The sequence below is a fragment of the Vibrio sp. 947 genome (genome assembly GCF_033339115.1).
Taxonomy (GTDB): domain Bacteria; phylum Pseudomonadota; class Gammaproteobacteria; order Enterobacterales; family Vibrionaceae; genus Vibrio; species Vibrio alginolyticus.
The window spans coordinates 47,622-61,399 of sequence record NZ_JAWOTX010000007.1 but is presented as its reverse complement, the minus strand read 5'-3'; the positions used below and the strand labels follow the sequence as shown (position 1 = coordinate 61,399).

Here is a 13,778-nt window from a genome sequence, read left to right as displayed (position 1 = left end):
TAAAAGAATGCTTCCAATTTGACTGCTCAATGCGGTAAAATATTTATTAAATAATAAATAATGATGTGGGAAGATTTATGATATCTCTATTTACGCACGGCTCTCCAAACAAAATTGATGAATTCCAGTTGTTTAATGGAAGGATTAGACGTGATAAAAAAATGGTAGTTGCGCTTGATGAGGACGTTGTTTTTTCAAACAATAGTAATGACATTTACGGCTCTGGTATTTATGCATACTATGGGGTAAACACAGAGCAAGCCTCATTACATGCATCTCATGAAGAAAATCCTGGTTACGTGTACGTTTTAAAGGTAGAGCATAATGGCTTTATTGATGATCTAGAGTCAGATTACATCGACACGGAATCTTGGCTTGAAATAATTAACAACGTTATTTCTAGGGTTTACGAGATTAATGGGTATGATGAGGAAAGAATATTTTCAGCAATCTACAATTTCGCTTCTGAATGGGAAGAAAATGGCGCGGCACCCTCAGAAGGTGAAGCTTTCGATGAGATAAACGCTGTTCTACCAGATTTCTTGGATGATGTATCTCCTGATGAATATGACGATCCAGACTGCTGGAAAGATACCGCTGAAGAACACGTTAATAACTTTATCGACCCTTGCAATCTTGTCTACGAAGAATTTGCCACATGCAAATCAAGAGAACACTTTGTTCTTGAGACAATGAGAAGAAGCAATAATATGTGGCAAATGATCCGAAACATGTCTGAAACCATTGCGGTAATTGGAACCGATGGAAATGTAGACTTTTATTCAAAAGTGTTTCATGAAGAGGTTTGCAAGTATGAGCAAAACCCTGGAGACTTGTCAGTAGCTAGGGCGCATCCAGATGAAAACTTCGGTGTCATCTTTAATACTGACGCAATCGAAATTAGAAATGTTATCGACCTCTCTAAGGTAAAAGAGAAAGACTCTTCAAGAGAATCATCTCTAGGAATGTAGTTCCATCTGACGAGTGGGTTATCCCCTAACCCACTCTTCTAGTATACCTAAAAAGGCATAAAAGTAAAGAATTATTTAGCAATTAATGTTCTTTGTCATCCTCTGTGAATACCACCGTATTGCTAATCCCTTCATTAACGAGCAGCAATGCGTTTTGCAATTCCTGTAAAGTCTCTGCCTGAACCTTTACGATCTCATCTTTAACTTTAGTAATCATTGCCAGGCGCTTATCTTCATCACCAGGGATGAAGGTTAGGTTGACTTGAACCTCACCATCGAGACTGGTTCGCTTAACCTGCTCAGTAGCCAAGTTTTTCTTGATCTTTGTTTTGGATTCAAGAATAAGAAACTCTTTTAGTTGGTGTGCCTCAACACCCTGTAGAACACCAACAGCATTTTTTACTGTAGCTTGAAGGATGATAGCTAGTGTCTTTTCGTTCATGTAGTCACCTTTAAAGCTAATACATAAATAATACATCAATAAGAAAAAGAGTCAATAATTTTAAGTTAATTATTTTATGTTGACCTTCAGCTCTACGTGTATATAATTAATTCAATTATTGAAACTGGAGTATGCGCCATGCCAAACGAATCACTAGTGCCAAAACTGTTTATGCTAGACGGTGAGCAAGCAAAGCTTGTTATGACTGAGATTGAAGCTCTTCTTGAGAAGGAATTGAGTTCGCTTAACGCTGAAGTGCAGCAATATCGTCAGCAAATCGCAACCACGCTGGCAAGTTCATTGAAAATGGCTGCGGAGTATTGCCATTCGGATTATGAAAGTCTCCAAGAGACTGAGCTTCTAGCAAAGGTGTTTGAGTTTACGATCTCGTATATGGCTAAGATTGAGTGCATCAACCAGAAGCTCTCTTACGTCCTTGAAATGCCGCAACGTCTGATTTCTTCAGCAAGCAAGATGTCTGCGATTAGTATTGAATCAGCGGTTAATTCACTTGTGAACAAACGTGACTGCGTTTTGGGTAACGCTTACTTTAGTGTTACGAGTCCAGTCTGAGTGAGTGACGGTATCGGACTAAAAAGGGCAGCTAAGTAGCTGCCCTTTTTGTTAGATGTTTTTGATGAGTTTTCTATCGAACTCAGTGAAGCGTAAAGCATCATAGGACTTGCCTAACTCAAGAAAACGAATCCATCCGTTATCGACATTGCAAAGCTCTACATAGATACCATTATCATCTTTCGATTTAGCGGCTGTAATAAGCTCTGGCGTTACTGTGATGATGTCGATGGTCAATGGTTCCATATTGGAGTCAAAGCCAATACAGACATTCTCAGCGCTTTTCAGGAGAGTTTTGTGGTCATCTGTAATTGGGTAGTTTTTATTGCTCACAAGCTTCTTAAAGACCACCAGCGGATTTGATTCGCTGATCACATGACCGCCATTGACAATGAAGAGCTTTCCGTTGTTCTTCTCGTACCACTTAGAGAGTCCGTTTAACTGACTGAAATGAGATAGAGGGAGGTTTTCACCTGTAAACACCAGTAGGTTAAATGGCACGAACTTTCCCTCGCCCTGGTCGATAATAGCCTTAATGAACTTGCTTGAGGCTCTTACATTCTTGCGATTCAACACATCCACAATGTCGTTAGCGGTAGATGATGTGTCCTGAACCAGGATGAATCGTTGGCTTAGCATGTAGAAAATCGTGTTCTCTTTTGCTACAGCGCCATCAATGAAGTTTCGAGGGTCATTGGTATTGGTTAGCTCCCTAATATTGGAATCAATCAATGATGTGCGAGTGAACTCATGTAGCCACTCAAATTCATAGATGGGTTTCTCGCTATACAGTCCAAAGAAGCGCCCCTGTCTGGTATCCATATGGAAGCTCAGATCCCCGCCCTTAACTTTAGACATGATGGTGTCTACTGTTTCAAAGTTGAGTCCAGTATTGAAGATGCAAGCGTTTATGGCGTCTTCAATTAGTGTTGCTTGGTCATTATTCATGGATAAACCTTTACTGTTTAATTTTGCAAAATACTACCATATTTACTTGGATCTGTCACTGCATATAATAAGAATAAAAAATTTTACCTAAACACTTGATTTTTGCTCAAAATACCAATAATATTGGCATTATATTAAAGACGAACAGTCAGAAAGGAACAATAAAAATGAATAAAGCACAAAAAACTGAAATGTACGGAGAAGTCTTAAAAGTTGTAGAGCAACTGGAAGCTGTTAGCCCTACTAACCTAAGCCATTACACCAATGAGAAGGCTAAGAGCCTAGCTGCTAAGCTTGCGGTTGAAGCACCTCGCACTAAAGTTACTTTCGAAGACGGTAACGACATTGAGGTTGAAATGTGCCTTCATGCTGCTGTAGAGCTTTGCCGTAGCAAGGTTGAAGGCTGTGCTATTCACACTCAAGCTGCTGAAGATGCAATGAACGCTTACGACAACGGTGATGACACTGAGTTTGACCCGTTCAAGATGGAAGTTGAAGCCGATGAAATGAAAGGTGAAGTAGATACTTTACTGGCTCATTTCAAACGCGCACTTGAAGCAAAAGTAGCGGCTTAATCCCAAATTCATTAGATTGCTAACGTAAGGAGTTAGAATGAAGAAAGAACACTTTTACAGAGGTCGCAAGATCTACTTGGTTATGTGTGGTGTGCATAAGGGCAACTACGCGGTAGAAGGTTTTAATGATTTCGGTTCATTTACGACTCTCACTTACGCAGAGCAGGCAATCGACAAGTTCTGTTTCTGATTGTTCACTAGGAGGGCTGTAGCGGCTCTCCTTTTGTTTTAATGGTTAGGTGGCTACTGTGGCTTTAAATGATTTCAAATACTCAAATCGCGGATACCAATCCATGTTGCCAAGCGAGGTTGCAAAGGATCTTGGTGCAAGGAGTCTGACTGAGGTGGCTAAGTTTTACGATTGCAGCACTGAGCATCTTAGGAACTTGCATAAAAGAAACTTTAAGGCATTTCTAGGAATGGTAAGTGGTTATTTAGAAATTGAAATTCTTTAGATTTAATGCTTGACCGTTGGCTTTTTTATATATAATATGAGTCTCGTACCTGCACTGAGCTAACGACCTTTTAATTTTGAATTAAAAGGAACGTAGGGTATGAAACAGGAAATGAGTGTTTTTGAGCTTTGCCGTAAGAACACCAAAATGAGCACACGCGAGCTTTTCGCTTGGCTTGGGCTTGTTGTTGATAGGGATTACGAGCGAGTCGATTTTGGGGATCGTTACCTCCGTGTGATCGGAGATGGTAATGTGGTTGAATTTAGCGAGCCTAAGGGGTGTTTTGACCGCTGGGCGAACTCGGGAGAGCTTACGCTGGATCTGACAATTAAACCTCAAAGAAGACGGTTCATTAACATCATTGAGGCGGAAACGCTTCACTAATGAGAAAGGCACACTGTCACGGTGTGTCTTTTTCTATTGGTGTCAAACAAGTATTCGCTATAGCCAAACTACAGCGAGTAACTTAAACAGGCTCCAGTTCACCTAGAGCCTTTATATCTTAGTGAGTCAGGCTTTCCGCTCTCAGTTCATCTTCGATGTCGAAAGACTGTAGCTTAAGTTTTCGAGTCACTTCATCAGCTTTCTTCGCATTATCTTTGATAGCCAGCTTTTCAGCTAGTGTGCCTTGGCAAGTCTTAGCCTTTGTATGTAGGGACTTGGCATAGGCAGCAGCCAGGTTGATTTCTTTGTTTACGTCTTCAGGCGTAGTCATTCTAGCTCGACGTTGTTCAAAAGTGATAATAGACATGGCGTTCCCCTTTGGGCTTTATTGTTAATGTCCCTATTATACACAAACAAGCTCAAAAGTAAATTTAATAATTTAATTAAATGAGAGACCATAGAGGCATAGTAAAGAAGAGCCAATTGGTTCTGCATTGAGAATCAATGCTTATACTGTATCTGCCATATCCTCATTGTTATCGCTTGTACTATGAACATCCACCAGCAATAGAGTTTTATTTGTTGGGTTTGGACTGATATAATAAGAAAAATAAATAATAAAAGAGAAGTAAGATGAAATTTTCAGGTGAATATAAGATTGCTCTACCAGTATGTGTTAAGGGTTTGGGCAAAGATAAGTTTGCTGAGATCCTTGATAGGACATCTGAGATTGTTGATACGATGGTAAGGGTAAGACATCCTATTATGAAAGATCACATTACCCTGTCTAACGTGGTAAGGGCAGAATCGACCTTTGAGATTATCGATGAAATCAATGAAGGTGGTAGTGAGGATGGATACCATGTAAGGCTTAACGCTATTATCCCTGTAGAGATTAAAGACGTTAAGTGTAATGGTGATAAGACTGCCGATATTCTAGCTAAGGTGCTTGAAGTGGTTAACATGAACGTCACTTGCAATGATTACGTCTATAGGGACTTGATTGATATTGAGGAAGCTAACGGTATCCAGGAGATTATCACTTATGACGTTATTCATGATGAACCTGAAAAGTCAGTGAGTGGTTTAGAGCGATAAGGTAGTTTTGTTTGGGGGTGTTATAGGTATTACTTGTAACACCCTTTCTATTTGCGCCCCATTTGCACTGTAAGCGGTCAAAGTAAGTTAGTTGGCATGGTTGCCCTTTTTTTTCATCTTCGTGCTTAGGATGTGATTTAAGCTGATTGCTATAGGGATGTGGTCAGCTCATTCTCTGTAAGTGTTGTGTCTTTCCCTATGTATTATTCCTATACACGATCATCTATTGCTTCTCTATACAAACGATAAAGATAGCGTTGCGATTTTGTCATCTACCTTGTCATGCAATTCAAAGAATACGCATACTGCGAAGATACCTACCCATGCGCAGAATTCAATTAAATCTTGCTTAGTGATTTTGTTACTTGTCTTATTGGATTCTTGGTACTGCATGATGTTTTCTCTTATGGTGGTTATAGGTCTTATTACCTACTTAGATTGATAAAGGCAGCTTATTGCTGCCAGTATCGAGTGGTTCTGTTATGCGTTGACTTGGGCGAGTAGTCGAGCCTTGTCTGCTTCTTTGATGAAGTACTTATCGCCCTTTTGGTCGGGATGGTAGATTTCGTACTTTTCGTTGATGGTCACTTCAACCGTTTCTTCAAGCAGGTTGATCATGTTTTCTGAATCGTCACTCTGCTCAATGTCCGTGACTTCTAAAGTCTCAAGATTAACCTTACAGGTTGTTTCTACATTGCCTTCGTCCCATTGTGAAACGAAAGTTGCATCGATAATGTTACTCATGGTGTGCGCTCTCTGTGGTTCCTTCGATAACTTTGCTTTCGCTAAGAAACTTGTTAATCAATAATTCCTGTTCTGAGTTTTTCATTCGAATTCTGATTAGGTTATCAGCGAATGCTCTCTCGACTCCGTTGAATTCTTTGTAGTTGCTGCGAACATAATCCATTGTACGTTCGTGCTGAGATAGGTAGGAGCACATTTCATTGTATTCCCTTACCTCATCTTCAAGGTTTGCGATTCTGTACGTGATCTTTAGATCTGAAAAGGGGTTGCCAAACAAGAAACCTAAACCAAATGGAAGGTAATACTTTTGGTTAGTCTTATCGCTCAAAGAGCCAGTGATTTGCATAGTGGTCATGGCTACAATGGCTGCAAGCGTCACCAGACCTGCGTACTTTGGAAACAACCATGAGCCGTCTTGGTTGCTTAGGTACAGATATAGACTTAGATAAGCCGCAATCTCAATCAGAGGCTTTAGGAAAAGAAACGCTAATTTAAGCTTTTCTTTATTTGCAGCAGGCTCAAGAAAATCAAGGGCTGCTTTTGTTTCAGCTTTTCTTTCGTGCAAAACATAGCCGCGATTGAAAAGTGTTGAGCCAAGTGCTTCGCCTCTTAGGTGCGAGGTAAATAGGGTACGAAGTCTTGCTGATTTCAAATCAGAAAGATTAATGCGTGTGTTGCTCATGATTATTTGTTACCAATATTTCCGTTTACATGCCTTGCAATAAGCCAGCGCAAGCTTTCTCTTTAAAGTCGCAAAAGTCCTTGTAAACACTAATGCTGCCAGTGGTCAGCCCAACCAGTAGGATGCTAGCCAGGACTACCTGTTTCGCTTTCACTTTACGCGGCTGACTTTTCTTTAATTGACGTTCCATGCGATAACCTTTGTTATTTATTGGGCTTTCCCTGATTATACAAAACAAGAATAAAAAGTCAATAAAATAGTTAAAGATAAGGATGGATTAAGAGGCTTTCTTATCGCCTTTAATCTGCGCGTTGATAGCTGTAACGAATGCATCAATGCTTTCTTCACCGCGAGTTTTTAGCTCGCCGTATTGATCTAGTTCACGACCAAACGCCTGACAAATTTCTACTGCGCCGCGATTTTTTAGGAACATTACTTCTTTTTGTGTAGCCATGATAAGCCTCTTTATTGAATTGGGTTCAGATAGTGGCTATGCCCTACCCCCTTAATTGTTTACAATTATACATTGTTGAGATTAGAGGTCAATAATTTAATTATTAAAAACCAGCTATTTTTATCTTAGGTTGAAGTGTAATGGGTGGCTTAATACCAAGTCTCTAGCCCATTCAAGTAGATCGGTATTATCCAAGGTGTCGAGAGCGTGGTACTTGAGGATAGAGCCTTTAGGGGTTGCGCTAGAGTACGGGGTCTTTGCCCAATTCCCGTTATGAATCCCATTGATGTCGATAGCGTTACCGTCAGGGTCAGTTACCCAGCAATGGATAAAGTCATCACCATCGATTTCCGCGTAAATCGGATAACCAGTGAGTTTGTGGAGGGTTACAGCGAGATAATAGCAACCACCGCAAACAAATTCAGTTCTGGCATTGTCGTCTAAATCGGCAAACGTCCAGTCACCTACATTGCTTGCGGTGTTTGAGATAGGCATGGGATTAGCTGATTTTGCGTTCAGCGTCCGCTTGAGTGCTTACGATGCGGAACTTTTGCATCATCAAGTTCTTAGTGATCTGAATGTCTGACTTTTGGTTGCCGCGTTCAGCTTTAAAGTCATGAGCGTGTAGGTAATCACGACCATCAATGAACATACCGCCATTTTCCATCATGATAATGCCATCGGCAAACTGTTCGCCTTGCGCCCAGCCTTTACCGTCCATTACCTGCTCAAGCGCTTCCTGGAAGCTCAGAGTGTACTTAATTCTTTCGTGTTGAGTGACAGCCATGTTGACTCCTATTGTCCTCTGATGTTACTGATTTTGAATGGTGTAAGGCATGATAGTGAATCATGCCCTACCAAGAAAGATTTTGCTAGCCTTTGTACTTAGCAAGTAGAGCTTCTAGCTCGCGAGTCAGTTCGATGCTTCCACCAGCAAGATCTTTGATTTCTTCAGCGATTTTGCGGTTGTTATTGTGGTGCCAGATGATTTCTTTTAGCTGCTCGTCTGAGTAAGCAAAAGTGCCTAGCTTGATATTTTCTTGCTTCTTAGGGGCTTTCGCACCGTTGCTTAGGATGTAACTGCGGTTGTTCTCACCAACAACTTCCAGCTTCTCCCATTGCTTTTCCCAACGCTCATCAAGTGGTGTATCCCATACGCGCTTTTTAGAGTTGTGAAACCAGATGTGAGTGATTTCAGGTTGGCTAGTAGTGCTTGATGGTTGTTGGTTTTTCATGGTGATGCCCTTTACTAATTCGTTTTGGATTGCGTTTCCACTTGTAGTTAATATACATGCGCACGATTCAAAAGTCAATAATTTAATAATTAAAATTAAATTAATTTCTAAATGATTTATTGGTTAATTCGTGAATTACAATGTGCGTAAAGTGCTAGGTAAATAGTAAAATCATTGATATTATTTGTTAAAATGAATGCGAATTTATGAGAGAGTAAGCGTGAATAAAGTAGATGAAACCAGTCCGAATGAGTACATGACGTTTGTTGATCACCCTTTAGTGACGATTGAGATGGCGCGTGAGTACGTTAAAGTGCTACAAGAAGAATACCAGCCATTTGAAAGTGAGTTCTTAGAGGCTAAATTGCCTGGCGTTATTGAGGGCAATAAAGATAGCATTCAGCAAATCAACAACCTCACACAGCTTGAGTTTCGTCTGCGTGAAATCGTATCTATTTCGAATGAATTTAGCATGTTCTATCGAGAGCCGCTTGTTAAGGCACTATACAAGAAAGCTATGGAGCAGCTAAGCGAACGTGTGCAGTACGTTAGAGAGGGTTACACCATTGACTCGAACCGTGAGTTTAGAATGGCAATGGAGTTCCTTGGGGTTGTTTCTGAGCCGTTTCTGACGCACATCCTAAATATGGACGCACAACGACTGTTTAGTCTTGATAATCGCACGGAGGTAATAGAAAAGATTCGTTTATTCACCGCAGGTGTGATCTGGACTCAAAGCAATATCGGTTCTAATGTTCATGACGTTGCTGCAACGCAAGCGAACAAAGCTGCAAGTGTAACGCTTGAAAAGATTATGAGTGGGCTTAGGAAGTCGTAATAGGCGCTTATTCATCGTTGATAAGCCCTTTTATTACATCGAACTGGCAACAAGAAAGCGTGACTCAAGAGCCACGCTTTTTAAATTGGTTTTTGGTATTCAGTTCTTATTAACGAAACTCGTCGTAATGGCCTTCAATCTCTTGTGACAGAATAATGCCTACAACCTCACCTGTAGCGGTAATGGTAATTTCAGGAATTCCATTTCCATGCCAAGTCGTTGTACTAAGTGAACCATCCTCTAACCCGTCAATAATTGAGTCTTCATCGTAGTTGTCATTAATAATATGCACCATCTGACTAACAGATGCTGATTCAATATCAAATTCAATTTGAATCTCAGCTAATTCGCCTTTACATAGAATGTCATCATCAGAATCCAGTTCGTAGACAACCTCAATCTTACCTGCGCAAAATGACTCACTGCCGCTTTTCCATAGAGCATCAATGTCGTCATTGCTGTATTCATCAAAGTTCGATACTGACGACGCTAAGAGTTTTTTGAATAGATCTTTTGCCATGTGCTCACCAGAGCGATCATTGCTGAAGCTGTACTCTTCTGTTTCTCCACTATCCAGAGACTTCCTGACAGTGATTAGGTCATGATTGGTAGTGATTTTAACTTGATGGCTATTCATTGGTAGGTAGATAACAAGCTCCACCAGCTCATCGCAATCATCTTTCAGGAATACCTTTGAGCCAAAAATCTTCGCTTTATTGATGTGGCTTAGGGGAATCGTTAGTGATTTTTCATCAGTAAACAAGCCATTCTTATCAATCTCAACATCATAATTAATTACAATGGAGTCAGGCATGATAAAGACTCTGCCAAATGATGTGTTATTTACCTGTACGGCGTAATCACCAGAGAGCAATCCTAAAAGCGGAATTTCTTTCGCCTCTTGAGGTGCAGAGACGTTGTTTAGGAGGTCATGGAACGTATTGTAGCTTAACTTAGAAGCCAGGAACTCGCGGAACTCTGAGAGTTTGGCTTTAGGGTTAGCTTTAGAGAAATCGAAAATTGATTTAGTCGCTTTCTTTGCGTGATCTGCATTTTTAAACATGGTAATTCTCCACAATCAGCAATTAACTTTTAAAGTGTCGGACACTCTACCTTCTTAAGTGATTTGTCGTTAATCGCCATTAGAAAATTATGTATTTAAAAATTGTGATTAACTGCTACGAATTTTGCCTATGAAGGTGGCAGGGGATTCTGAACCTACGTTGCCAGCTATCTGCCCGTTTGCAGTGCCTTTCTCAACGATAAGCCCATTATATATAGATAGTGCGCAGAGTCAATACGTTTTAATCAAAAATAGATAATAAATGAAAGTGTATGATATATATATCGATTATTTTACTGTTTAGAGATTATTTCATAGTAATAAATCATGGCTTGTGGTAGTCTTATATCAGCGTCATTGAGAAACGCAGGATAGCTACCTTATAGCGGATTACCGCGTCCCAAATCTCAATTAATATTTATCAAGCCACTTGTATCTTAATTTCATTGATGCGGTGTTTGAAGCTGGTAGCAGGCATCGTTTCATAGATATTAAGGTATCCCTATGTATGTAAATGCATTCAAAACGCTTTCTAAGCGTTTAATGACAAGTCTGTCTCTCAAGTCCCTGTCTGAAGGGCAAGTCATTGCCTCTAAGCTATTTGGGTTCTCATCCACAAACGCGGCGAGTGCTAGCCTGGTGAAAGCCTCTGGAAAGCTGACAGAAAAGAGCTTCGTTGAGTCTATGCAGCTTCCTGAAGTGTTCGAATTTACTGAGAGTGAGTGCCGAACTGAAGCTGGTATTTATGAGTATGATCCGTATGACATCACTCTCGAATTGCTTTCTTGCATGATGACCATCCTCATCGAAGAGTCAGAGCATGATAGAGAATATTGTTTCTCTGTGCTTGTGGGTAATGAGGAATTCGTTGTAAATCACCTTCAATACAATATGGATAATGGTTTTGAGCTTCACGTATGCACTGCTGCAACGGCGCTTTCTAAGGGGAAAGTGATTACCGTCCATAGTGATGAGCAATTACCTGATGGGTATCTCGACCATGTGTCCTTTGAAGCGTCTATTTCAAGAAACTCTATGACGTTATGGGTTGATGGCAAATTCAGCAAAACTATTGACCTTAGCAAGAGCAAAGTGCGACTTCTGAGCTTTAATAGCGAGATCCTATCGTGCGTCTCTCCTACTGAAGAGTCTCGCTTACAGCGGTGTATTCAATCAATGCACAATAACTTTGGTTCGTTCACCTATAACGACCTTATCAAGATGGGTGAAGGGATTGAAGATCAGCCTGTGTTTCTGACAAACAGTGCGTTAATGCCAAACCAAAATCAAGAGCTTTTAGTTTGTTCCGATATGCTTTTGAATGAAGGTGTAATCACTATTTCCTCTTACCTTATTGATTACGAATCTCAGATGAATTGGTTCGACCAAGTTGCAACAACAATGAATGCGGCTGCTGACCCAATCCTATACTGGAAGGAAGCCATTGAGACTTTGAAATCTCTGCCTAATCATCTTAGAGAAGAGCCTGTAAGATTCTTAATTATGAATAACAGTATGTTTAAACAATACACGGTTCCAATCGGTGTGCAGTTCTGCATTTCATTTGATGGAGGTGAGCTGGGTATCGGGCAGTTGAAGTTGGTTAAGCCTCGTAAGGCGTGATAGATAGCTAATTGAGCAGTTAAGAGAGAAAGGCTTCCCCTTCTCTCTTTTTTATTGCCATGAGACGAGAGCAACTGCTATTTGCCAGCTCGCTGGTTATGTACTTTCAGAGTATGAATTAGCATTGAACGGGCTGATTTGTGCTTAATCAATTCTTCAGATGTATTGTCATTGTCATAATCGTTAGGCTCTAGGTATAGCGATAAATCGAAATGAAGATCCAGCACCCGATCATCCAGATTAGAGAGTAAGTGTTGAATCCGTTTCTGATTGTTCCAGACATGAGTAAGATGTACCTCGCATACGTTAAAAGCCAAATATGAAATGATTGGTAACGCAAAATGTTCTGGTAGATCTGCTTTAATGTCCAATGAGAAAAAGAAATCGCTGCTTTCAATAAAAGTTCTATCTGTTAACGTTGAGCATAAGAATTCGGTGATTTTGTTGTTATCAACATCGAGCTTGTTTTTTTCCAAAGCCTCTAACAAATCAAGAATGAATCCGATGTCGGTAGAGAAATTTGAGCTGTTAAAGACTTTACTTAGCATTTGAACTACCCAGTTACCATGATAGAGAACAGCGACTTCTTGTTTTTCTGGGGTGTAGCTTTTATCGAATAGCGCATGTACCTGATATGATTGTTCGTATCTGCCGAAATACTCTTCACCATTAAGAGGTAATAGTAAGTTAGTAAAATAATGGGAAGTATTCTCATCTAAGGCGCTCATAAATAGTGTAAAGAATTCCGTATCACACAAATCAACAGGCGGTGTCTTTAGCGTCGAAAAAACTTCTTCTTCAAGGTAAATATTCCATTCTGTATCACGCGGCATAAATACAGCGAGAGAAGATAGATGAGAGATATGGTTGATACTAGCAGGATTATCCATATCACCAGAAAACTGCGTCTCGCCGTTCTTGTACGCGTCAAAAATTCTAATGTCGTAACCAAAGCTCAACATCGAGCCTTTTTCATAAGTGGATGAATAGGTTAGCTCAGCGATGTATCTTACAAGTAACTCGTTTTCTAGTTCGTGCTTAACAACAATTTCAGGGTTTTCACAGAAGAAATTGTACTGTTTAATTGAACCAAAAAGAATCAAGTCCTGGCAGAAATCACGATTTGACAGAAGCATGTTTTTATCATTAAACACCAATGAAGATTTTAAGTGCTGGGCAAAAGTTCCGTAATAGTGTTCCCGTCCATGTTTAATCTGAGAAACGGGTTTTGAACCATCATGAGCAATATGATTGACAGGTAAAATGGTCGCACTCATGATTGAAACGCTATCAGCATCAAGATTTTCATAGTTATCGTAGTACAATGGGATTCTTTCAACCACGAGCTTATTAAGCGCCCAATCAGGATCTCTAAAAATGAACCCTTGAAACAGTAATTGAATGTCTTTTGTTGTAAGCACGTTGATTTCAGCAATTTCACTGCGATCAAGAGTTGGGTACTCAAACTCGGTTAAGCGTGAAAGGTAGTTCTTAGGAAAATATTCAATATCCCTTTGAAGAGCTGGCTTTGATGATTGTTCTTTATCAGGCAAAGTGGAATAAAGACTTTCATAACTCTTATGCCCTGTTTGCTGAGCAATCTTATGGCGTGTTTTTGATAGGTTTGTTTGCAAGGCATTAGAAACTAGAGCAGTGATCTGATTAAGCTGCTGCTTGGAATAAAACATATTGT

The 13,778-nt window shown here is 40.1% G+C and carries 21 protein-coding genes; 8 read left to right on the top strand and 13 right to left on the bottom strand.

Annotation, left to right across the window (positions count from 1 at the left end; genetic code table 11):
- Nucleotides 1–77: 77 nt before the first annotated feature.
- Complete coding sequence (locus R7Q39_RS10860; protein WP_318076123.1) at nt 78–971, top strand: hypothetical protein; 894 nt, start codon at nt 78–80, stop codon at nt 969–971.
- Nucleotides 972–1,053: 82 nt separating this feature from the next.
- Here the strand turns inward: R7Q39_RS10860 and R7Q39_RS10855 are convergent, their stop codons facing one another.
- Complete coding sequence (locus tag R7Q39_RS10855) at nt 1,054–1,413, bottom strand: hypothetical protein (RefSeq protein ID WP_318076122.1); 360 nt, start codon at nt 1,411–1,413, stop codon at nt 1,054–1,056.
- Nucleotides 1,414–1,551: 138 nt separating this feature from the next.
- Between R7Q39_RS10855 and R7Q39_RS10850 the strand changes: the two genes are divergently transcribed.
- Nucleotides 1,552–1,986, top strand: a complete 435-nt coding sequence (locus R7Q39_RS10850; RefSeq protein WP_318076120.1) for a hypothetical protein — start codon at nt 1,552–1,554, stop codon at nt 1,984–1,986.
- 51 nt (nt 1,987–2,037) lie between these two features.
- On the opposite strand, the gene R7Q39_RS10845 is transcribed toward R7Q39_RS10850, so the two are convergent.
- A complete protein-coding gene (locus R7Q39_RS10845) occupies nt 2,038–2,934 on the bottom strand; it encodes a hypothetical protein (protein ID WP_318076118.1) in 897 nt (298 codons plus the stop codon).
- Between the two features lie 167 nt (nt 2,935–3,101).
- Between R7Q39_RS10845 and R7Q39_RS10840 the strand changes: the two genes are divergently transcribed.
- The 3 genes from R7Q39_RS10840 (at nt 3,102) to R7Q39_RS10830 (ending at nt 4,348) form a co-directional block, all read left to right on the top strand.
- Complete coding sequence (locus tag R7Q39_RS10840) at nt 3,102–3,509, top strand: hypothetical protein (protein WP_318076117.1); 408 nt, start codon at nt 3,102–3,104, stop codon at nt 3,507–3,509.
- Between the two features lie 37 nt (nt 3,510–3,546).
- On the top strand, nt 3,547–3,699 hold the full coding sequence (locus R7Q39_RS10835) for a hypothetical protein (protein WP_318076115.1): 153 nt from the start codon (nt 3,547–3,549) through the stop codon (nt 3,697–3,699).
- A 364-nt stretch (nt 3,700–4,063) separates the two neighbouring features.
- Entirely contained in the window at nt 4,064–4,348 is a 285-nt protein-coding gene (locus tag R7Q39_RS10830) for a hypothetical protein (protein ID WP_318076114.1), read from the top strand.
- 118 nt (nt 4,349–4,466) lie between these two features.
- Here the strand turns inward: R7Q39_RS10830 and R7Q39_RS10825 are convergent, their stop codons facing one another.
- Nucleotides 4,467–4,715, bottom strand: a complete 249-nt coding sequence (locus R7Q39_RS10825) for a hypothetical protein (protein ID WP_038129362.1) — start codon at nt 4,713–4,715, stop codon at nt 4,467–4,469.
- A 266-nt stretch (nt 4,716–4,981) separates the two neighbouring features.
- On the opposite strand from R7Q39_RS10825, the gene R7Q39_RS10820 reads away from it, so the two are divergent.
- Nucleotides 4,982–5,446: a hypothetical protein gene (locus R7Q39_RS10820; RefSeq protein ID WP_318076113.1), complete on the top strand. Its 465-nt coding sequence runs from the start codon at nt 4,982–4,984 to the stop codon at nt 5,444–5,446.
- A 234-nt stretch (nt 5,447–5,680) separates the two neighbouring features.
- On the opposite strand, the gene R7Q39_RS10815 is transcribed toward R7Q39_RS10820, so the two are convergent.
- The 8 genes from R7Q39_RS10815 to R7Q39_RS10780 form a co-directional block, all read right to left on the bottom strand.
- Nucleotides 5,681–5,839, bottom strand: a complete 159-nt coding sequence (locus R7Q39_RS10815; RefSeq protein ID WP_318076112.1) for a hypothetical protein — start codon at nt 5,837–5,839, stop codon at nt 5,681–5,683.
- A gap of 87 nt (nt 5,840–5,926) precedes the next feature.
- Nucleotides 5,927–6,190 carry a hypothetical protein gene (locus tag R7Q39_RS10810; protein ID WP_318076111.1) on the bottom strand — a complete coding sequence of 88 codons (264 nt, stop codon included), beginning with the start codon at nt 6,188–6,190 and terminating at the stop codon, nt 5,927–5,929.
- Nucleotides 6,183–6,872, bottom strand: a complete 690-nt coding sequence (locus R7Q39_RS10805) for a hypothetical protein (RefSeq protein WP_318076110.1) — start codon at nt 6,870–6,872, stop codon at nt 6,183–6,185. The genes R7Q39_RS10810 and R7Q39_RS10805 overlap by 8 nt, the downstream gene beginning before the upstream one ends.
- A gap of 25 nt (nt 6,873–6,897) precedes the next feature.
- A complete protein-coding gene (locus R7Q39_RS10800) occupies nt 6,898–7,062 on the bottom strand; it encodes a hypothetical protein (RefSeq protein WP_155399615.1) in 165 nt (54 codons plus the stop codon).
- 87 nt (nt 7,063–7,149) lie between these two features.
- On the bottom strand, nt 7,150–7,326 hold the full coding sequence (locus R7Q39_RS10795; protein WP_318076108.1) for a hypothetical protein: 177 nt from the start codon (nt 7,324–7,326) through the stop codon (nt 7,150–7,152).
- Between the two features lie 120 nt (nt 7,327–7,446).
- Nucleotides 7,447–7,821 (bottom strand): hypothetical protein, encoded by a 375-nt coding sequence (locus tag R7Q39_RS10790; protein WP_318076107.1) that lies wholly within the window; start codon nt 7,819–7,821, stop codon nt 7,447–7,449.
- Nucleotides 7,822–7,825: 4 nt separating this feature from the next.
- Nucleotides 7,826–8,113 (bottom strand): hypothetical protein, encoded by a 288-nt coding sequence (locus R7Q39_RS10785; RefSeq protein WP_318076106.1) that lies wholly within the window; start codon nt 8,111–8,113, stop codon nt 7,826–7,828.
- Between the two features lie 85 nt (nt 8,114–8,198).
- Nucleotides 8,199–8,561, bottom strand: coding sequence for a hypothetical protein (locus R7Q39_RS10780; protein WP_318076105.1), 363 nt, complete (start codon nt 8,559–8,561; stop codon nt 8,199–8,201).
- Between the two features lie 220 nt (nt 8,562–8,781).
- Here R7Q39_RS10780 and R7Q39_RS10775 point away from each other — a divergent pair, with 220 nt between their 5' ends.
- Nucleotides 8,782–9,399, top strand: a complete 618-nt coding sequence (locus tag R7Q39_RS10775; RefSeq protein ID WP_053314127.1) for a hypothetical protein — start codon at nt 8,782–8,784, stop codon at nt 9,397–9,399.
- A gap of 109 nt (nt 9,400–9,508) precedes the next feature.
- Here the strand turns inward: R7Q39_RS10775 and R7Q39_RS10770 are convergent, their stop codons facing one another.
- Nucleotides 9,509–10,462, bottom strand: coding sequence for a hypothetical protein (locus R7Q39_RS10770; RefSeq protein ID WP_318076104.1), 954 nt, complete (start codon nt 10,460–10,462; stop codon nt 9,509–9,511).
- A gap of 504 nt (nt 10,463–10,966) precedes the next feature.
- Between R7Q39_RS10770 and R7Q39_RS10765 the strand changes: the two genes are divergently transcribed.
- Nucleotides 10,967–12,085, top strand: a complete 1,119-nt coding sequence (locus R7Q39_RS10765; RefSeq protein ID WP_318076103.1) for a hypothetical protein — start codon at nt 10,967–10,969, stop codon at nt 12,083–12,085.
- Between the two features lie 77 nt (nt 12,086–12,162).
- Here the strand turns inward: R7Q39_RS10765 and R7Q39_RS10760 are convergent, their stop codons facing one another.
- Nucleotides 12,163–13,773, bottom strand: coding sequence for a hypothetical protein (locus R7Q39_RS10760; RefSeq protein ID WP_318076102.1), 1,611 nt, complete (start codon nt 13,771–13,773; stop codon nt 12,163–12,165).
- Nucleotides 13,774–13,778 lie beyond the last annotated feature (5 nt).